We start from the raw sequence: 19,965 nt of genomic DNA, 5'->3' as shown, positions 1-19,965 counted from the left end.
AGAGAGCTGACTATGAAGGGCAATCAAATAAACGGGGAAGCCGTTACGGCAGAAATGCTAGAAGCTGATGGTTATAAGAAGTATCATGGTGAAGATATTGATATCTACTACAACAAAGATATTTGCGCACATATTGGCAATTGTGTACGAGGTAATCCAGACGTATTTGAGGTTGGCCGACGACCTTGGATCATTCCTGATAATGGTAGTGCAGAGAATGCCGCTTACGTGGTGGAAACTTGTCCAAGTGGTGCATTAAAGTTTATTCGAAAGGAAGCTTAAGCATGGAAATAAAAGAAGAAAAAAATCGCTTAGTTTTACTAAATGAAGAAGGTCAAGAAGCAGGCGAAATGACTTGGTCTGATGCAGGAGAAGAGATTATGATTATTGATCATACCTTTGTTGATCCTGCCTATCGTGGTCAAAAATTAGCTGAGAGTTTAGTACGCAAAGGTGTTGAAATTGCGCGTCGTGAGCATAAGGAAATTATCCCTTTATGCCCATTTGCTAAACGTGAATTTGAGCTGAAAAGCGAATACAGTGATGTATTAAGAAAATAAACAAAAAGCGACTCCCCCTAGTCAAACGCTCAGAATTGTGCTAAAGTAATTCTGAGATAGTTTGGGATAAAGGAGGAGCTTTTTTGTACAATATTATTTTAGGTGTGATTTTGGTATTATCAGTCATTATTATCATTACGATCATGATGCAACCAAGCAAACAAAATAGTGCGGCAAGTGCATTTACTGGAGGAGCCGATCAGTTATTCGGTAAACAAAAGGCACGTGGTTTTGAAGCAGTAATGCAGCGGACTACAGCTGTTTTAGGTGCAGTTTGGATGATACTTTTATTCGTTTTGATGTTTTTATCAAGCAAATAAAGCAAAAACCTCTCGCTAAGGAGAGGTTTTTTTATTTGATGGAACCCAAATAGTTACTCATTTGTTGAAACAAGTTCGATTTTTTCAATCGAATTTCCCGGTAATTGTGGCGGGATAGACATTGTCATAATAGGCAGTCCCTTCAGAGTGCACTGAATGCGGCTCCCTTCTGACAGTTGTTCAGGGGTCAATTCTCCGAGGTTGTCAGTAGACACATGTATAATCACTCCATCATTTTCAAAGGCGGGAACGATGGAATCAGGATCACTGACCGCTTCGACTGAGCGAAGAACAACACTCACCATAGAAGGATCGGACTCTGTTGTAAATGAAGAAGTAATTTCACCTGTAAACACTGTTTTCATAGCAATCGCCTCCGTGGATGATGATGTTTGCTCCGTTGCTTGAGTATGTTTCTGTTCAGATTGCTTATTGCTGCAAGCTGTTAATGAAAGCAAAGCAAGCAGAAGGATAAGGTGTTTCATATAGTGCTCCTCCAAATCTCTCTTTAAGATTAGTCAATTATACGAGAAAAGATTTCAAATTTACAATAATATATCTTTTAATATAGGGAGAAATTTTTCAGTAATATAGCGTTTTTATTCACTGAATCGTAAAAATAAAGTATCATCAAAGGTGTGTTAGAATGAATCGAGGAGTTGAGTGATATGATCCAAATGAGAGCGCCAAAAACTATTTTTTTGCCCCACGGATCCAAAGCTGTTCTCTTACTGCATGCGTATTCTGGAAGCCCCAATGATGTTCGTATGTTGGCTCGCGCATTGGAAAAGCTGGACTATACGGTTTATGCACCTATGTATGCGGGACATGGAACGACAGATCCATTAGATATTTTACAACAACCCCCTGAAATCTGGTGGCAGGAAACCAAAGCGGCAACAGCTTTTCTACAAGATAAGGGCTATGCTAAGATTGCTGTTTTTGGTCTTTCGATGGGTGGAGTGTTTGCCTCTCGGTTGCTAACTGAAAATCAGGCTGGGATAATCGGTGGTGGCTTTTTCTGCTCACCCATTGCACCAGTAAAAACCACAGTAGTAGAGAGCTTTTTAGCTTATGCTGAGCAACTTCTAGAGGATAATGAACCTGCAGATACAGCGGAACGTTTAAGAGAATATCAACCGTTAGTAACAAGACAGTTGGCAAAAATCGAAGAACAGGGGAGTCTAGCATATCAAAGACTATCAGAGGTTCAACAGCCATTTTTTATGGCCCAAGCTGGACAGGATCAAATGATTGAGCCAGAAGGGGTATTTAAAACAGCTGAAGAATTGAAACAAGCCCGTTTTCAATTAAATTGGTACCCTGAGAGCGGTCATGTAATCACTGTTGGTCCAGAACGAAGACAATTAGAGCAAGATGTGGCTGATTTTTTGGCCGTTCTTGATTGGAGAGAATGAAATGACAAGAAAAACAATTAAGGAAGAAATTATGAACTTTTTGCATGAAGCAAAGAAAAAGAGCTTCTCAGTGGAAGAGCTAGCTCAACACATGGGCATGCAAAAAAGTAGTGACTATAAATTACTTGTTCAAACAATTGCGCAAATGGAGCGAGAAAAAAGTATCGAATTTAATAACAAGGGGAAAATTAAACTGCCATTTGTACCTGCAATGGTTGAGGGGACTTTTCGGATGAATGAACGAGGCTTTGGTTTTGTAACCATTGATCCGGAAGAGCCCGACGTGTATATTTCCAGCGATGCGACTAATTATGCGATGAATGGCGATACGGTTATGATTGATATCGTGAAGAACGCTGATCCATTTGGTGATCGTGGTGCAGAAGGTCGAGTGGTCTCAATTAAGAAGAGGGCCATCCAGCAAGTGGTGGGTGAATTTACCGCTTACACACCAGCTGAGAGAGAGGAAACTGATCTTTATGGTGTCGTAACACCGAAAGATAAGAAAAATGCGCCATTCAAGGTATTTGTAGCCGCTGAAGGGATTCAGCCTGTGGATGGAAGCATCGTCGTTGTAGAAGTAACTCATTATCCTGAAAAAGGTTATGCCTCCAGTTTGGAAGGATTAGTAAAGAAAGTAGTTGGACATAAAAATGATCCTGGAATGGATATTTTATCAGTAGTAGTTGCTCAAGGTATACCTACCAGTTTTCCTGACGAAGTTCTGGAAGAAACTGACCAAGTACCTGACCAAATTAGGGATGAAGATCTTACTGGCCGTCGTGATTTGAGGAATCAAACGATTGTAACGATTGATGGAGCTGATGCTAAAGATTTGGATGATGCAGTAACGGTTCGCAAACTAACCAATGGAAATTACTTCTTAGGCGTTCATATTGCGGATGTTTCATATTATGTCACTGAAGACAGCCAATTGGATCGTGAGGCTTTTGAGCGTGGAACCAGTGTCTATTTAACAGATCGAGTGATTCCTATGATTCCTCAGCGCTTATCTAATGGTATTTGTTCCTTGAATCCGCAAGTGCCCAGGCTGGCGATGAGCTGCGAAATGGAAATTGATAGAAACGGTAAGATTGTCTCTCACGAGATTTTTCCAAGTGTCATTCAAACAGCGGAAAGAATGACCTATTCTGCTGTAAATGGAATACTGGAAGAGGAAGATGCGGAGTTAATTAAACGCTATGAACCTTTGGTACCTATGTTTACTCTAATGAAGGAATTGCACGGAATTTTAGAAGCTCGCCGTGTTAATCGTGGGGCAATAAATTTTGAAGATCGCGAAGCCAAAATTTTAGTGAACGAAGAAGGCGCGCCATTAGCAATTGAGATACGTTCTCGTGGCGTAGGTGAAAGGCTGATTGAATCATTTATGCTAGCAGCCAATGAAACTATTGCGGAACACTACAATCAATTGAAGCTACCATTTATTTATCGGATTCACGAACAGCCGAAGGAAGAAAAAATGCAGCGTTTCTTTGACTTTGCTGCAGCACTGGGTATTTTAGTTAAAGGTACGAAGGAGAGTATTACCCCTAAAGACTTGCAGCAGGTAATTTCAGATGTAGAGGAAAAACCAGAGTCAGCAGTTATCAATACAATGTTGTTAAGAAGTATGCAACAGGCACGTTATTCTGAGGATAATTATGGACATTATGGACTGGCTGCAGAATATTACACGCATTTTACCTCTCCGATTCGCCGTTATCCAGACTTAATCGTCCATCGGCTAATTCGTACCTATGAGAAGAATCAAAGCGAACAGGTTAAGGAAAAATGGGCAGACGCCTTGCCGGAAATTGCTAAACACAGCTCAGACATGGAGCGTCGTGCAGTTGATGCCGAGCGGGAAGTAGATAGCTTGAAGAAAGCAGAATATATGGCTGATAAAGTTGGGGAAGAATTCGATGGAATCATCAGCTCTATTACTAAATTCGGTATTTTTGTTGAATTACCGAATACGATTGAAGGATTAATTCACTTAAATGAGTTAAAACAGGACTATTTCCATTTTATTGAGAATCAATTAGCATTGGTTGGGGAACGAACTCGCCAAACCTTTAAAATTGGTCAAAAGGTAAAAATTAAAGTAACGAAGGCTGAACCAGAAACACGGGAGATTGACTTTGAACTTCTAGAAGCGGAAGAAATTCCTGCTTTGGAGCCACCAACCCGGAATCGTCGCCGTGAACGTAAAGAAAAGACTTCTAATAAGAAAAATAATAGAGAGAAAAACCAACCACGCAAGAATAAGAAAAAACCAAAAGGGAAAAAGCCTTTTTACAAAACCGTAGCTAAGAAGAAAAAAGGCGGCAGAAAGAAGGGGTAGTATGCCAAAAGGTGAAGGAAAATTAATTGCACAAAACAAGAAAGCTCGTCATGATTATACGATCATTGATACCGTTGAAGCAGGTATCGTTTTACAAGGAACTGAGATTAAATCAATTCGTAATAGTCGAATCAATTTAAAGGATGGGTTTGCTCGTGTGCGTAATGGGGAGATGTATCTATACAACGTGCATATTAGCCCTTACGAACAAGGCAATATCTTTAACCATGATCCTCTGAGAACTAGAAAGCTACTTTTGCATAAGAAACAAATTGATCGGCTAGTAGGCGAAACGAAGAATACTGGGGTAACCATCGTGCCATTAAAAGTGTATTTAAAGGATGGCTATGCTAAGGTGTTATTAGGCTTAGCAAAAGGAAAGCATCAGTATGACAAACGAGAAGCGTTGAAACGAAAAGATGTAGACCGACAGATTAGCCGTACACTGAAAAATTATAGCCGCTAAATAAATATCCTTTTTCGCATATTTGATAAGAATTTCTTTACTTAATTATGAATTTTGATACGATTAGTAATTATCATAATAGCTCTATTACGGGCTAAAATGCTTGGTGTTATCACTTTTTTTCGTGAGTCTCTTTCTATTAAAAAAAGAAATAGATTTTATTCGTTTTTTTTCATGAAAATCCTTTGAAATTTACGGACGATGGTGGTAACATACGGTAGTATTTTGCCTGGTATGCCAAATACGACGAATACGAGCATCAGGTTACTGGGAAAAGAGGTGAAATGGATTGGATGAAAAATCTTGGGTTTTTCATATTGGTCCAATATGGTTTGACGGGACTGTAACAACAATGATTCTGTTGACTTGCTTGATTGTTTTTCTTCTAGTGTTCTTTTTTACGAGAAAGCTTTCAATGAAGCCAACAGGCAAACAAAATGCTATTGAGTGGTTGGTCGATTTTACCTCAGGAATAGTTGGCGACAATATGCCGCGAAAAGAAGTGAATAATTTCAGTCTTTTATCTTTTACACTATTTCTATTCATTTTTGTTGCCAACCAGATTGGTTTGGTTACAAAGATCGTTACACCAAATGAGGTATCTTTATGGAAGAGTCCAACGGCTGACCCCTTTGTAACAATGGGATTGGCAATGATGGTATTAGTATTATCGAACCTCCTAGCATCAGAACGCTTTGGCCTTCGCGGGTATGTTAAGAATTCGTTCTTATCGCCGATGCCAATGCTGTTGCCGATCAAAATTATGGAAGAGTTCACGAATGTAATTACGTTGGGACTACGTCTTTACGGAAACATTTATGCCGGCGAAGTATTACTGACATTGATTGCCAGCATGATAACAAGTCTAGGCTGGATCGCTATTCCAATTGCTATTCCATTGGAAATGATCTGGATTGCATTCTCATTATTTATTGGCAGTATCCAAGCATTTGTCTTTACCACTCTATCTATGGTGTACATTAGTCACCAGATAGAAGTAGAAGAATAATCAAGAAAACAAACATTTTAGGAGGATTTTTAATTATGAACTTTATCGGTGCGGGAATCGCAATTTTAGGAGCAGCAATTGGTGCTGGTTATGGTAACGGAAAAGTTATTTCAAAAGCAATCGAGTCTATGGCACGTCAACCAGAAATGTCAGGTCAAATTCGCTCAACTATGTTTATTGGTGTTGGTTTGATCGAAGCTGTGCCTATCTTGGGTGTCGTATTAGCTATGCTAATGGTCTTCAACAGCTAATAGTAACGAATTTCGTTGCTATTTTTTGTCTAAAAGCAAGATGTTACTTACCAGAAAGGAAGACCGAGTATGCTGAATCTAGTTATCGCTGAAGCTCCCAACACTACGCTCGGTAACTTAATTGTCGTTACAGGATCATTTTTGATCCTTTTACTTCTATTAAAGAAATTTGCTTGGAAGAGCGTTATCGAGATTTTAAAGAAACGGGAAGAAAAGATCGCCAATGATTTAGATTCTGCTGAACAATCACGCATTAAAGCAGCGCAATTAGCGGAAGAACGTGAAACACAATTGCAAAGCTCTCGCAGTGACGCAGCAGACATCATCAAGAATGCCAAAGAAAACGGTGAATTAAGCCGTCAAAACATCATCAAGGATGCGAAAGAAGAAGTAACTCTTTTGAAGGATCGCACAAAAGTCGAGATTCAAGAGGAACGCGAAAATGCCTTAACGTCTGTTAAAGATGATGTGGCAGACCTTTCCTTGCAAATCGCTGAGAAACTTTTGAATAAAGAATTATCTGGCGATGCGCATCAAAAGTTAATCAATGAGTACATTGATAGACTAGGAACAACTAAGCATGAAGCTTGATAAATACACAGTTGGTAAACGTTATGGCAAAGCTTTGTTTGAGCTGGCGGTCGAAAAACAGGCTACCAATGACATTTACAACGATTTATTGACGATTCGTCAAATTTTTAAAGAAGTACCGGATTTAGGTAACATCCTATCCGATGTACGCTTAACTGGTGATGAAAAAGAAGCGATTATGCAAAAATTTGCCCAAGGTTTTGAAGGAATTATTAATAACTTCTTATGGGTTGTTTATGACTATAATCGAATCGATGATCTTTTGTTTATGATCGACGAATATGAGCGTCGCTACGACAGTTTAAATCAAGTTGCTTTAGGAACGATTACCACAGCAGTGCCGCTCTCTGAAGAGAAACAACGAGAAATTGAAGCAAAAGTCGCTGATATTTTTGGCTACAAGAAGGCCAATCTAACCCCCTTAATTGATTCAACGATTATGGGCGGTGTCATTGTGGAAGCCGATCATCGAGTGATCGACGGCAGCCTCGCCAGCCAATTAAATGGCCTACGAGCAGCACTTAGCAAAAAGTAAGAAGAGGTGAAATGAATGGCCATCAAAGCAGAAGAAATCAGTGCATTGATCAAAGAACAGATCGAGAACTATGATAACAAACTGTCTGTGGAAGAAATTGGCACAGTCACATACGTAGGGGACGGGATCGCTCGTGCCCACGGACTAGAAAATGCAATGAGCGGCGAGTTGTTAGAATTCTCTAACGGCTCTTACGGAATGGCCCAAAACTTAGAAAGCAATGATGTCGGTATTATTGTTTTAGGAGAGTTTGAAACCATTCGTGAAGGCGACAAGGTAAAACGTACCGGAAAAATCATGGAAGTCCCTGTTGGGGATAATATGATCGGCCGAGTAGTAAATCCTTTAGGCCAACCAGTCGATGGGCTAGGTCCAATCGAAACAAGTAAAACACGTCCAGTTGAAACATTAGCGCCAGGCGTTATGCAACGTAAATCAGTTAGTGAACCAATGCAAACCGGTTTAAAAGCAATTGATGCATTAGTTCCAATTGGCCGTGGTCAACGAGAACTGATTATCGGTGACCGTAAAACTGGTAAAACTTCTATTGCAATTGACACAATTATTAATCAAAAGGGACAAGACCTAATTTGTATTTACGTAGCAATTGGTCAAAAAGAATCAACTGTCCGTTCACAAGTTGAAACGTTGCGTAAATTTGGCGCATTGGATTATACAATTGTAGTAACGGCAGGGGCTTCTCAACCAGCACCATTACTATATATTGCTCCTTACGCTGGAACGGCAATGGGCGAAGAATTCATGTATAACGGTAAGCACGTATTAGTTGTTTTTGACGATCTGTCAAAACAAGCAGTAGCTTATCGTGAATTGTCTTTACTATTGCGTCGTCCTCCAGGTCGTGAAGCTTATCCAGGGGATGTTTTCTATTTGCATTCACGCCTATTAGAGCGTGCAGCAAAATTATCTGATGAATTGGGCGGCGGTTCTTTAACTGCTTTACCATTTGTTGAAACACAAGCGGGAGATATTTCCGCCTATATTCCAACTAACGTTATCTCAATTACTGACGGACAGATTTTCTTGGAAAACGATTTGTTTTATTCAGGAATTCGTCCAGCTGTAGATGCGGGTTTATCTGTTTCCCGGGTGGGTGGTTCTGCACAAATCAAGGCAATGAAAAAAGTTGCTGGTACATTACGTTTAGATTTGGCCAGTTTCCGTGAATTAGAAGCCTTTACTCAGTTTGGATCAGACTTGGATGCTGCAACACAAGCTAAATTGAATCGCGGACGTCGGACTGTTGAAGTACTAAAACAACGTTTGCATGATCCGCTGCCAGTGGAAAAACAAGTGGTGATTCTTTATGCACTGACTCATGGTTTCTTAGACAGTATTCCAGTGAACAATATTTTAGATTTTGAAGCACAATTGTTTGAATACATGGATGCGAATCATCAAGACTTATTTGATACTATTCGTACAACGAAAGATTTGCCTGATACAGATCAGTTGGATCAAGCAATTCAAGCATTTAAAGATATTTTTGATGCAGCAAATACTAAACAAAACCCAGCATAATCGAGGTGAAATAGCTATATGGCATCCTTAAATGAAATCAAAACGCGAATAGCGTCAACTAAAAAGACCAGCCAGATCACTAATGCGATGCAAATGGTATCAGCTGCAAAATTAACTAAATCGGAAGCCTATTCTGCCCGTTTTCAGATTTATGCCTCAAAAGTGCGGGAAGTACTGACTCACTTAACAGCTAGCGAATTGGAAGAAATTGCAACAGCCGACCATGAAATCAATGGTATCAATTACCATAGTATGTTGATTAACCGTCCTGTTAAGAAGACTGGCTATATTGTAATCACTTCTGATGGCGGTCTTGTAGGCGGCTATAACAGTTCTATTTTGAAACAGACCATGACTATGCTGGAAGATGACCACGATTCACAAGATGAGTATGTCTTGTTAGCAATCGGTGGTACAGGTGCGGACTTTTTCAAGACTCGTGGGGTGAAACTGGCCTACGAATTGAGAAACTTATCTGACCAACCCAGCTTTGACGAAGTTCGTAAGATTGTTTCTATGACAACTAGCATGTATGAGAATGAAGTGTTTGATGAGTTATATGTTTGTTATAACCATCATGTGAATTCGTTGTCTAGTCAATTTCGAGTAGAAAAAATGCTGCCAATATCCGATTTAGATCCGGATGAAGCAGAAACTTATACACAAGAATATATTTTCGAACCTTCTAAAGAAGCGATATTGGATCAATTATTGCCACAATATGCTGAAAGTTTGATTTATGGAGCGATTGTCGATGCCAAGACAGCGGAACATGCTGCAGGTATGACAGCGATGAAGACGGCGACTGATAATGCCAAATCAATTATTGGTGATTTGACTATTTCATACAACCGTGCACGTCAAGCGGCGATCACTCAAGAAATAACGGAAATTGTTGGCGGGGCTTCCGCGTTAGAATAATTTCGAGATTGGAGGAAAAAACATGAGTTCAGGCAAGATTGTTCAAGTAATTGGTCCCGTTGTTGACGTGGAGTTTTCTTTAGACCAATCCTTACCAGATATCAACAATGCGTTGATCGTATACAAAAATGACAAAAGTAAAGTCGTACTTGAAGCGGCATTAGAACTCGGCGATGGTGTAATTCGGACCATTGCAATGGAATCTACAGATGGTTTGCAACGAGGCATGGAAGTTGTGGATACAGAAAAGCCAATCTCAGTCCCAGTTGGAACCGAAACATTAGGACGGGTATTCAATGTCTTAGGGGAAACAATCGACAACGGAACACCATTTCCTGAAAATACTGAAAAAAGCGGTATCCATAAAAAGGCGCCAGCTTTTGATGAATTAAGCACTAGCAATGAAATCCTAGAAACAGGGATCAAGGTTATTGATTTACTGGCACCCTACCTTAAGGGTGGTAAAGTGGGTCTTTTTGGTGGTGCCGGTGTAGGAAAAACAGTGTTAATTCAAGAGCTGATCCACAACATTGCGCAAGAACACGGCGGAATTTCTGTGTTTACCGGAGTTGGTGAACGAACTCGTGAAGGTAACGACTTATACTTTGAAATGAAGGAATCAGGCGTTATAGAGAAAACAGCCATGGTTTTTGGTCAAATGAATGAGCCACCAGGTGCTCGGATGAGAGTTGCATTAACTGGTTTAACCTTAGCTGAATATTTCCGTGATGAGCAAGGACAAGATGTTCTATTGTTCATTGACAATATTTTCCGCTTTACTCAAGCTGGTTCAGAAGTATCTGCCTTATTGGGGCGGATGCCATCGGCTGTTGGTTATCAGCCAACCTTAGCGACTGAAATGGGACAATTGCAAGAACGGATTACCTCGACTAAAAAAGGATCAATTACATCTATCCAAGCAATTTATGTTCCAGCGGATGACTATACGGATCCAGCTCCAGCTACTGCCTTTGCCCATTTGGATGCGACAACCAACTTGGAACGTAAACTAACCGAGCAAGGGATCTATCCTGCGGTGGATCCATTGGCATCATCTTCTAGTGCTTTAGCACCTGAAATTGTTGGCGATGTTCACTATCAAGTGGCGACTGAAGTCCAACGTGTCTTACAGCGTTATCGTGAATTACAGGATATTATTGCGATTTTAGGGATGGATGAATTGTCAGACCAAGAAAAAGTAATTGTTTCTCGCGCACGTCGAATTCAATTCTTCTTGTCACAAAACTTTAATGTTGCTGAACAGTTTACGGGACAACCAGGATCATACGTTCCAGTTGAAGAAACTGTTAAGGGATTTAAGGAGATTTTGGAAGGCAAGTACGATGATCTTCCAGAAGATGCCTTTCGTAACGTAGGGAAAATCGAAGAAGTAGTCGAAAAAGCAAAATCTTTAGGCTACTAGAAAGAGGTGCCCTATGGAAAATAAAGAAGTGCTTAATGTAAACGTAGTGACGCCTAACGGGCTTATTTACGACCACCATGCAACAATTGTAGTGGCTAAGACTGTCTCAGGTGAACTGGGAATTTTACCAAAACATGCACCGATTATTGCGCCATTGTCGATTGATGAAGTACGTATTCGTAGAACAGACGCAGACACTCATGTGGACTGGATTGCGGTCAATGGTGGTATTTTAGAAGTTCGGGACAACCAGGTAACCATTATTGCCGATTCGGCAGAGCGTGAACGTGATATTGATGTCTCACGTGCCGAACGTGCTAGACAGCGTGCTGAACAACGTATACAGGAAGCAAAAGCACAGCAAGACAGTGATCAGCTTAGTCGAGCTGAGGTTGCTTTGCACAGAGCAATGAATCGAATTAAAGTATCAAAGCATACGTAAAAAAAGTGCAGATTCTAAAGTTGGAATCTGCGCTTTTTTGATTTTGGTTGCGTTACATAGATATGACAAAAAATGAGAAGAATGAATTTCTATTTTCTAAAAGTTTTTTTAAAGTCTTATAGAGCTTTAAACCATTCTACTTTCTTAAAAACTATGATATAATCCGTTTGTTGATTTTTTTGAAAGGAAGAAAAAGATGCAAGTATATGGTATGGATGCAATCATTCGAATTGTTTCACATTTTGCTTTTATTTACTTGGCCTTTTGGGCATTGCGTTCGATAAGGACAGAAAAGCTGTTTAAAGCATTCCATGAAACACAGATCCGAATGGTCATCATGATGGCATCTGTAGCACTGGGTTTTATATTCAGCACTTTCTTTTTAGAAATTATCATCTTATGTAAAAATATCTTTTTAAGTTATCAATAATACTAACTAAGTACATACAAATGTGTGAATCGGTTATAGCGATTTTTTTGGAGGGAACGTAATGGAAGAGATCATCGTTCGAGGTGGCAGAAAATTAAACGGTACAGTAGAGATCGAAGGTGCGAAAAATGCGGTATTGCCTATCTTAGCTGCAAGCTTATTGGCTGAAGAAGGAATAACAAAATTAAGCAATGTACCGATATTATCTGATGTATTTACGATGAATCAAGTGATTAGTTACTTAAATACAGAAGTAGAATTAGACGAAACAGCAAAAGAAATTACAATAAATGCAACAAAACAATTGGAAGTTGAAGCTCCCTATGAATATGTAAGTAAAATGCGAGCTTCGATTGTTGTTATGGGTCCTTTATTAGCCCGTAATGGACATGCCAAGGTTGCTCTGCCAGGTGGTTGCGCTATTGGCAAACGTCCGATTGACTTGCATTTGAAAGGATTTCAAGCTTTAGGTGCGAAGATTATTCAAAAAAATGGTTATATTGAAGCAATTGCTGATGAGTTAACAGGCAGCAATATTTATTTGGATTTTCCAAGTGTTGGTGCAACACAAAACATCATGATGGCTGCTGTTAAGGCTAAAGGAACGACTGTCATCGAGAACGTGGCTCGCGAACCTGAAATTGTTGATTTAGCGAACTTTTTAAATAAAATGGGTGCTCGTGTCTATGGTGCGGGTACAGAAACAATGCGTATCGAAGGTGTGACTCATTTGCATGCAGTAACACACCCAATTGTACAAGATCGAATCGAAGCGGGTACGTTCATGGTAGCTGCAGCTATGACTGAAGGGAATATTCTCATTGAAGAAGCCATCTCTGAACACAATCGTCCGTTAATCTCAAAATTAATGGAGATGGGTGCAGTAATCACAGAGGAAGAAAATGGCTTGCGTATTGTTGGACCTAAGAACATCAAAGCTACTGATGTGAAGACAATGCCTCATCCTGGCTTCCCTACAGATATGCAAGCACAAATGACTGCTATTCAAACAGTCGCTGACGGCATCAGTACAACGGTTGAAACAGTATTCGAAAATCGGTTCCAGCATTTAGAAGAAATGCGTCGAATGAATGTCGATGTAAAAATCGATAATAACGTAGCAATTATTAAAGGCAATACCAAACTACAGGGAGCGGAAGTGTACGCGACTGATTTGCGCGCAGCAGCAGCCTTAATTTTAGCTGGCTTGCGTTCTGAAGGTATCACACGTGTGCGCAATTTGAAATACTTGGATCGTGGCTACTATAAATTCCATCAAAAATTACAATTACTTGGTGCAGACGTTGACCGAGTAGATAGCGAAACTGGTGAAACTGTAGTACAATCTGCTGTTTTTTCTTAAGGAGTGAAGACTTATGAGTTCAAGTGATCATATTTTACGTAGTCTAATAAAGATTGTCGGTATTTTGTTGGCAGGTGTTATCCTGTTTATTGTCGGCAGTATGATCGGCTATGGAGTCATGGGCGGTGGAAACCCTTTTGGTGTATTACTTCCAGGTGTTTGGCGTCACATTTTAGATTTTGTTCAATAAAGGGCCTAGCATAGGCCCTTTTTTACTTTTTGAAAGGAAACTTCAGAATGATTAAGAATGGATTGATTTTGCTTGTACGAGGCTATCAGCGCTTTATATCACCTTTATTTCAACCATCCTGCCGCTATTACCCTTCGTGCTCCAGTTACATGATTCAAGCCTTGAAGGTTCATGGAGCGATTAAGGGGCTTTTAATGGGGATTTCTCGTATTCTAAGATGCAATCCATTTGCCCGGGGTGGAATTGATTATGTACCAGTAAATTTTTCTCTACGTAAAAATTTATTAGATGAAGAGCCGCCCAATTATGACGAGAAAAAGAAATGATTCGTTTTCTAAGTTAACTTGAGGAATGTTCTAAAGGATTACTGCTGACTGACCACGAAAAGAAAGGTTGGCGATCCTTGTATGACGGACAGTTTCATTTTTGTTGCTTAAAGTATCCAATATCTAATCAGCAATACTTTTCTACAAAAAAATCATCAGTATATTAGATAGAAGAAAAAATTGTAGTTGCGGTAGTTTATCGGAATAAAGATAGTATACAAACTTTGTTTGCCCAACTTTTCATGTAAGTAAAACAACTTTAGAAATTTGAAGGATATTGATTAGGACAGGTGAGACATCGGAGCATTAGTAAAGGTTGAAGGTCACAAAAGTGGATTGCAAGTCAGATCATTTTATAAGGCAGCAGCAGGAACTGGTTTTTGAAGTGATAAACGAGAAAGCGAACTAAATAATTTTAGAAAAATCTGTACATTTGAAAATCACGTGTACAGGTTTCTTTTTTTATTCTTGGACATTTGTAAGCGGTATGAATTATTCAATATTCGCGAATTATTAAAATATTCAGAAAATTTAATTGACAGTGAGAAAGAAATCCGATATATTGATACTTATCTTACCGTTCTATCATTATTTTATTAGGGGGAAATAGGATGAAAAAAAGTGTATTTGTTGCGTTAGCAGCAGGATTGTTCTTGTTTGGCGCATGCGGCTCACCTTCAGCAAATTCTAATGGAGACAGCGGTGGCGGCAGTAGTGCTGACAGCGATACAATTAAGATTGGTGGAAATTTCGAATTATCAGGCGCGACAGCAGCTTACGGCGAAGCTGAAAAAGAAGCGGTTGAATTAGCAATCGAACAAATTAATGCGGATGGCGGAATTTTAGGCAAAGAAGTTGAATTTGTTTCTAAAGACAATAAATCAGACAACAATGAAGCAGCTTCGGTTGCAGCAAACTTAACAACTAAGGATAACGTAGTAGCAGTTGTAGGACCCGCTACTTCTGGTGCAGTAAAAGCAACCCTACCAAACTTAACAAAATCTGAAATTCCAGCAGTAACACCTTCTGGAACCGATGATGCGATTACTGTGCAAGGAGACAAAGTACAGCCATATATCTTCCGTGCCTGCTTCCAAGACAGCTTCCAAGGGGTTGTATTAGCGAAATATGCACAGGAAAATATGAATGCACAAAAAGCAGTTATCTTTGGTGACAACGCTAGTGATTATGCTGATGGTTTAACTAAAGCTTTCAAGAAAACTTATAAAGGTGAAATTGTTGCTGAAGAAAAATTCTCAGCTGGCGACAAAGATTACCAAGCAATGTTGACAAAAGTTAAGGACAAAGATTTTGATGTCATCTTCATTCCCGGTTATTACACAGAAGCTGGTTTGATTATCAAGCAAGCACGTGAAATGGGAATTGACAAACCAATTATTGGTGCAGATGGATTTGGTGATGAGAAATTAGTTGAAACAGCCGGTGCCAGCAACGTATCTAACGTTTACTACACTGGACACTTCTCAACTGAAGCTCCAGCGACTGACAAGGTTCAACCATTTATTGAAGCCTTCAATAAAAAATATGGACGTCAGCCATCTTCATTCAATGCTTTAGGTTATGATGCTGTTTACATGATCAAACAAGCAATTGAAGATCAAAATGAAGCTTCACCAGCTGCAATTACTGAAGGATTGGCAAACTTGAAAGACTTTGAAGGAGTAACGGGAAAAATCACAATGGATAAAGAACATAATCCTGTGAAATCAGCCGTAGTTCTTGGTCTAACAGATGGAAAAGAATCTTCTGCTGAAACTGTAAATCCTTAATTGTTTAAGCAGGCAAGGCAAGACAAGCATGCTTGTCTTGCCTTTATTATTTGAAAAGAGAGTGATTAGATGGAAATATTCATCCAGCAATTAGTAAACGGCCTGTTCCTAGGCAGTATTTATGCACTGATGGCTTTAGGATATACCATGGTTTATGGAATTATCAAACTGATTAATTTCGCCCATGGGGATATTTATATGATTGGGTCGTTTATCGGCTATTTTTTGATTAACCAATTTAATATGGGATTCTTTCCAGCACTGATTTTATCTATGCTTGGAAGTGCAGTACTGGGAATCGTAATTGAATTTCTAGCTTATCGACCATTAAGAAATTCAACGCGTATTGCCGCATTGATTACGGCAATTGGGGTGTCTTATTTACTGCAGAACACCATGATTTATTTCTTTAGTTCAACAACGAGACCTTTCCCGCAAGTTATTCCGTTGCAGACTTATCATATCGGATTTTTGCAGGTATCGAATATTCAATTATTAATTTTGGGCATTTCCTTATTGTTAATGATCTTATTGAATTTAATTGTACAAAAGACCAAAATGGGTAAAGCAATGCGGGCTGTGAGCGTTGATGCTGATGCAGCACAATTAATGGGGATTAATGTTAACCGGACGATCTCATTTACTTTTGCCTTAGGTTCAGCTTTAGCAGCTGCTGGCGGGATGATGATCGGTCTTTACTATAACTCAATTGACCCAATGATGGGCTACATTCCAGGTCTTAAATCATTTATAGCTGCAGTATTAGGTGGTATTGGACTGATCCCTGGTGCAGCAATCGGAGGGTTTGTGATCGGTTTGATTGAAACCTTAACAACAGCACTTGGTTTTTCTGATTTTAAAGATGCTGTTGTATACGCAGTATTGATTTTGATTTTGTTGGTACGTCCTGCCGGAATTTTAGGCAAGAACATCAAAGAGAAAGTGTAGGTGAATCAAAATGAAAAAGAATTTAAAATACAATTTGATTTGGCTCGCTTTGATCATTATTGGCTACTTAGCTTTATACATTAGTTATTCGGCTGGAATGATCAATTTGTTTTTAGATAATATCATTGTTCAAATTGGAATTAATGTTATTTTAGCTGTAGGATTAAATTTAATCATCGGTTTTGCTGGACAGTTTTCTTTAGGTCATGCTGGATTTATGGCAATCGGCGCTTATGCTGCTGCTTTAATATCAATGAGTAATCCAACCTATGCTGGATTCTTTTTGGGAATGGCTGTAGGGGTTGTCTTAGCTGGTGTCGTAGCGGTCGTTGTGGGAATTCCAACCTTGCGTCTAAGCGGAGATTATTTGGCGATTGCTACATTAGGTGTTGCGGAAATTATCCGTATTTTGATTATTAATATGAAAGACATCACTAATGGGCCTTCAGGTATCTTTGGTATCTTACCATTTGTTGACTGGCAGATGGTTTACGGTTTTATGGCAGTAACAACATTGATTGTCGTCAACTACATTCATTCTGGTGCTGGTCGAGCAACTACGGCCATTCGTGAGGATGAAATTGCGGCAGAATCAATGGGGGTAAACACCACTAAATATAAAGTAATTGCTTTTGCGATTGGTGCAATGACGGCCAGCGTAGCTGGAGCGCTTTATGCTGGGTACTTGCAGTCAATTGCGCCCAAAGATTTCGCCTTTACGAAATCCATCGATATTCTCATTATGGTTGTATTAGGTGGTATTGGTAGTGTTACCGGCAGTTTTATCGCAGCGATTTTACTTGGAGTTATCAATATGTACTTGCAGGATTTTGGTGCACTTCGTATGATTATTTACGCATTGGCTCTGATTATTCTGATGATCTTCAAACCTGGTGGCTTATTAGGTACAAAAGAGTTGTCGGTGAAGAAAATTTTCAACAAGTTTAAAAAAGGAGATGACCAAAATGCCTCTATTGGAAATTAAAGATTTGACAAAAAATTTCGGCGGGCTGGCGGCTGTCTCTAATGTAAATATGCAATTGGACAATAATCAGCTGATCGGCTTGATTGGACCAAATGGTGCAGGAAAAACCACGCTGTTCAACTTGATCACGGGCGTTTATGAACCAAGTGAAGGTGATGTGCTGTTAGAAGATAACGGCCAGGCTGTGCGCTTGAATGGCAAGAAACCATACAAAATTGCCGATTTAGGATTGGGCCGTACCTTTCAGAATATTCGTCTTTTCAAAGATTTAACGGTATTAGATAATGTATTAATTGCCATGAACAGTAAAAATCCAGAAGGTTTTGTTTCTAGCATCTTCCGTTTACCCAGCTTCTACAAAAAAGAAGACAGCTTAAAACAAGAAGCTATGAAATTGTTAGCAATTTTCGATCTGCAGGGCAAAGCAGATAACTTAGCTAAGAATTTGCCTTATGGGGAGCAGCGGCGTTTGGAGATTGTTCGTGCCTTAGCTACCCATCCTAAAATTCTTTTTTTGGATGAGCCGGCAGCTGGTATGAATCCTCAGGAAACAGCTGAACTAACTGAATTAATTCGTAAAGTTCAAAAAGAGTTTCAAATTACAATTCTTTTGATTGAACACGATATGAGCTTAGTTATGGAAGTATGCGAACGTATTTATGTTTTAGAATATGGGCGAGTACTGGCTGAAGGAACACCGGATGAAATTAAATCCAATCCAGAGGTAATCAAAGCCTATCTGGGAGGTGACCTATAATGCTGAAAATTGAAAAACTTTCTGTACATTATGGTGTAATTCAAGCAGTTCGTGACGTGAATTTTGAAGTAAATGAAGGTGAAATTGTTTCATTAATCGGAGCCAATGGTGCAGGTAAAACAACTATTTTGCGGACAATTTCCGGCTTGATCCAACCTTCAAATGGTAAAATTACTTTTGAAGGAGAAGAAATTCAGAAGCGTCAGCCGCAAAAAATTGTTGCCAAAGGAATTTCTCAAGTTCCTGAGGGCCGACATGTTTTTTCAGGGCTAACGGTACAAGAAAACTTGGAGATGGGAGCCTTCTTACGTAAAGATGGCAATTTAAGTGCTGAATATGAGGCGATTTTCCAAAAATTCCCAATCTTGAAGGAACGTCGTACACAGGATGCTTCTACTTTGTCTGGTGGGGAGCAGCAAATGCTGGCAATGGGTCGGGCACTAATGTCTAAACCGCGTTTGTTACTTTTAGATGAGCCTTCTATGGGCTTGGCACCAATCTTCATTAAAGAAATATTTAATATTATCCAAGAAATCCAGCAACAAGGAACAACGGTTCTGCTGATTGAACAAAATGCAAAAATGGCTCTATCAATTGCTAATCGTGGATATGTGTTGGAAACCGGCAAAGTTGTTTTAGAGGGGACTGGCGAAGAGCTCTTGGCTAGTGATGAAGTGAAGAAAGCATACTTAGGAGGATAAAAATGAGCGTAAAAGATTTTATGTCCGCTGATTTAATTGTGGTTGATCCGCAAACCAAGATCTTTGATGCGGTGGATTTGATGAAAAAGCATGATATTCATCGTTTACCAGTTGTAAACAACGGTAAATTGGTAGGTTTGATTACTGAAGGTACCATTCAAGAGGCTTTACCTTCTAAAGCAACTTCCTTAAGTGTTTATGAAGCAAATTATTTGCTAAACAAAACAGTTGTTGCTGATGTAATGATTAAAGAGGTAAAAACGATCCAACCTAAAGCTCAGCTGGAGGATGCAGTCTATGCGATGCGTCAAAATAATATTGCTGTGTTGCCCGTTTTAGACGAGGAAAAATTGGTAGGGATTATCACCAATAATGATATTTTTGATGCTTTCTTGAAGCTAGCTGGCTATTATGAGGGTGGCAGCCGTATTCAAGTACGGATTCAAGAAGACAAGAAGGGTGTCTTGGCAGAAATTGCTAAGGTTTTAGCCGATAATGATTACAGTATTCTAACCGTAATTATTGATCACGTCGAAGGTGCAGCGATTGTTGAATTACAAATGCAGGCGAAAGAGCCTGAGAAAATTAAAGCTCTACTGGAACAAGCAGGCTTTGAAGTAACCGAAGCCGTATTAACTAACCCTTAAACC

Annotated in this window: 25 protein-coding genes; 24 read left to right on the top strand and 1 reads right to left on the bottom strand. The window is 39.5% G+C overall.

The window, feature by feature from the left end; translation table 11 throughout:
- The first annotated feature begins 12 nt into the window (after window positions 1–12).
- The 3 genes from IGI46_RS18170 to secG all read left to right on the top strand — a co-directional run bounded on the left by IGI46_RS18170 (window position 13) and on the right by secG (window position 880).
- A complete protein-coding gene (locus IGI46_RS18170) occupies window positions 13–282 on the top strand; it encodes a (4Fe-4S)-binding protein (RefSeq protein ID WP_207700964.1) in 270 nt (89 codons plus the stop codon).
- Between the two features lie 2 nt (window positions 283–284).
- The gene (locus IGI46_RS18165; protein WP_429964308.1) at window positions 285–560 is read left to right on the top strand and encodes a GNAT family N-acetyltransferase; all 276 of its coding nucleotides are present in this window, start codon (window positions 285–287) and stop codon (window positions 558–560) included.
- 83 nt (window positions 561–643) lie between these two features.
- Window positions 644–880 carry a preprotein translocase subunit SecG gene (gene secG / locus IGI46_RS18160; protein WP_207700966.1) on the top strand — a complete coding sequence of 79 codons (237 nt, stop codon included), beginning with the start codon at window positions 644–646 and terminating at the stop codon, window positions 878–880.
- Between the two features lie 53 nt (window positions 881–933).
- Here the strand turns inward: secG and IGI46_RS18155 are convergent, their stop codons facing one another.
- A complete protein-coding gene (locus IGI46_RS18155) occupies window positions 934–1,365 on the bottom strand; it encodes a hypothetical protein (RefSeq protein ID WP_429964307.1) in 432 nt (143 codons plus the stop codon).
- Between the two features lie 183 nt (window positions 1,366–1,548).
- Between IGI46_RS18155 and IGI46_RS18150 the strand changes: the two genes are divergently transcribed.
- The 21 genes from IGI46_RS18150 (at window position 1,549) to IGI46_RS18050 (ending at window position 19,962) form a co-directional block, all read left to right on the top strand.
- A complete protein-coding gene (locus tag IGI46_RS18150) occupies window positions 1,549–2,298 on the top strand; it encodes an alpha/beta hydrolase (protein ID WP_429964306.1) in 750 nt (249 codons plus the stop codon).
- Between the two features lies 1 nt (window position 2,299).
- Complete coding sequence (rnr, locus tag IGI46_RS18145; protein WP_429964305.1) at window positions 2,300–4,645, top strand: ribonuclease R; 2,346 nt, start codon at window positions 2,300–2,302, stop codon at window positions 4,643–4,645.
- Window position 4,646: 1 nt separating this feature from the next.
- A complete protein-coding gene (gene smpB / locus IGI46_RS18140; RefSeq protein ID WP_207700970.1) occupies window positions 4,647–5,111 on the top strand; it encodes an SsrA-binding protein SmpB in 465 nt (154 codons plus the stop codon).
- A gap of 289 nt (window positions 5,112–5,400) precedes the next feature.
- Window positions 5,401–6,120 carry a F0F1 ATP synthase subunit A gene (gene atpB / locus IGI46_RS18135; RefSeq protein WP_429964304.1) on the top strand — a complete coding sequence of 240 codons (720 nt, stop codon included), beginning with the start codon at window positions 5,401–5,403 and terminating at the stop codon, window positions 6,118–6,120.
- A gap of 35 nt (window positions 6,121–6,155) precedes the next feature.
- Window positions 6,156–6,371, top strand: coding sequence for an ATP synthase F0 subunit C (gene atpE, locus IGI46_RS18130; RefSeq protein WP_207700972.1), 216 nt, complete (start codon window positions 6,156–6,158; stop codon window positions 6,369–6,371).
- A gap of 69 nt (window positions 6,372–6,440) precedes the next feature.
- Window positions 6,441–6,962 carry a F0F1 ATP synthase subunit B gene (atpF, locus tag IGI46_RS18125; RefSeq protein WP_207700973.1) on the top strand — a complete coding sequence of 174 codons (522 nt, stop codon included), beginning with the start codon at window positions 6,441–6,443 and terminating at the stop codon, window positions 6,960–6,962.
- Window positions 6,952–7,497 (top strand): ATP synthase F1 subunit delta, encoded by a 546-nt coding sequence (atpH, locus tag IGI46_RS18120; protein WP_429964303.1) that lies wholly within the window; start codon window positions 6,952–6,954, stop codon window positions 7,495–7,497. Before atpF ends, atpH begins: the two co-directional genes overlap by 11 nt.
- A 15-nt stretch (window positions 7,498–7,512) precedes the next feature.
- Window positions 7,513–9,039, top strand: a complete 1,527-nt coding sequence (gene atpA, locus IGI46_RS18115) for a F0F1 ATP synthase subunit alpha (protein ID WP_207700975.1) — start codon at window positions 7,513–7,515, stop codon at window positions 9,037–9,039.
- 18 nt (window positions 9,040–9,057) lie between these two features.
- A complete protein-coding gene (locus tag IGI46_RS18110) occupies window positions 9,058–9,960 on the top strand; it encodes a F0F1 ATP synthase subunit gamma (protein ID WP_207700976.1) in 903 nt (300 codons plus the stop codon).
- Between the two features lie 22 nt (window positions 9,961–9,982).
- Window positions 9,983–11,383, top strand: coding sequence for a F0F1 ATP synthase subunit beta (atpD, locus tag IGI46_RS18105; RefSeq protein ID WP_207700977.1), 1,401 nt, complete (start codon window positions 9,983–9,985; stop codon window positions 11,381–11,383).
- A 13-nt stretch (window positions 11,384–11,396) separates the two neighbouring features.
- Entirely contained in the window at window positions 11,397–11,825 is a 429-nt protein-coding gene (locus tag IGI46_RS18100) for a F0F1 ATP synthase subunit epsilon (RefSeq protein ID WP_207700978.1), read from the top strand.
- 196 nt (window positions 11,826–12,021) lie between these two features.
- Entirely contained in the window at window positions 12,022–12,255 is a 234-nt protein-coding gene (locus IGI46_RS18095; protein ID WP_207700979.1) for a DUF1146 family protein, read from the top strand.
- A 61-nt stretch (window positions 12,256–12,316) separates the two neighbouring features.
- Entirely contained in the window at window positions 12,317–13,618 is a 1,302-nt protein-coding gene (gene murA, locus IGI46_RS18090; RefSeq protein ID WP_429964302.1) for a UDP-N-acetylglucosamine 1-carboxyvinyltransferase, read from the top strand.
- 13 nt (window positions 13,619–13,631) lie between these two features.
- Window positions 13,632–13,808 (top strand): DNA-directed RNA polymerase subunit beta, encoded by a 177-nt coding sequence (locus IGI46_RS18085; protein WP_207700981.1) that lies wholly within the window; start codon window positions 13,632–13,634, stop codon window positions 13,806–13,808.
- 47 nt (window positions 13,809–13,855) lie between these two features.
- Complete coding sequence (gene yidD, locus IGI46_RS18080) at window positions 13,856–14,134, top strand: membrane protein insertion efficiency factor YidD (RefSeq protein ID WP_429964301.1); 279 nt, start codon at window positions 13,856–13,858, stop codon at window positions 14,132–14,134.
- Between the two features lie 611 nt (window positions 14,135–14,745).
- On the top strand, window positions 14,746–15,924 hold the full coding sequence (locus IGI46_RS18075; RefSeq protein WP_207700983.1) for an ABC transporter substrate-binding protein: 1,179 nt from the start codon (window positions 14,746–14,748) through the stop codon (window positions 15,922–15,924).
- Window positions 15,925–15,993: 69 nt separating this feature from the next.
- Complete coding sequence (locus IGI46_RS18070; protein ID WP_207700984.1) at window positions 15,994–16,872, top strand: branched-chain amino acid ABC transporter permease; 879 nt, start codon at window positions 15,994–15,996, stop codon at window positions 16,870–16,872.
- Between the two features lie 10 nt (window positions 16,873–16,882).
- Window positions 16,883–17,857: a branched-chain amino acid ABC transporter permease gene (locus tag IGI46_RS18065; RefSeq protein ID WP_429964300.1), complete on the top strand. Its 975-nt coding sequence runs from the start codon at window positions 16,883–16,885 to the stop codon at window positions 17,855–17,857.
- Window positions 17,838–18,614, top strand: a complete 777-nt coding sequence (locus tag IGI46_RS18060) for an ABC transporter ATP-binding protein (RefSeq protein ID WP_429964299.1) — start codon at window positions 17,838–17,840, stop codon at window positions 18,612–18,614. Before IGI46_RS18065 ends, IGI46_RS18060 begins: the two co-directional genes overlap by 20 nt.
- Complete coding sequence (locus IGI46_RS18055; protein WP_429964298.1) at window positions 18,614–19,315, top strand: ABC transporter ATP-binding protein; 702 nt, start codon at window positions 18,614–18,616, stop codon at window positions 19,313–19,315. Before IGI46_RS18060 ends, IGI46_RS18055 begins: the two co-directional genes overlap by 1 nt.
- A 2-nt stretch (window positions 19,316–19,317) precedes the next feature.
- Entirely contained in the window at window positions 19,318–19,962 is a 645-nt protein-coding gene (locus IGI46_RS18050; protein WP_207700988.1) for a CBS and ACT domain-containing protein, read from the top strand.
- Window positions 19,963–19,965 lie beyond the last annotated feature (3 nt).

Origin of the sequence: Enterococcus sp. AZ163, assembly GCF_050498925.1 — a bacterium.
GTDB classification, from domain to species: domain Bacteria; phylum Bacillota; class Bacilli; order Lactobacillales; family Enterococcaceae; genus Enterococcus_A; species Enterococcus_A ferrettii.
This window is presented reverse-complemented; position numbering and strand designations above follow the sequence as displayed.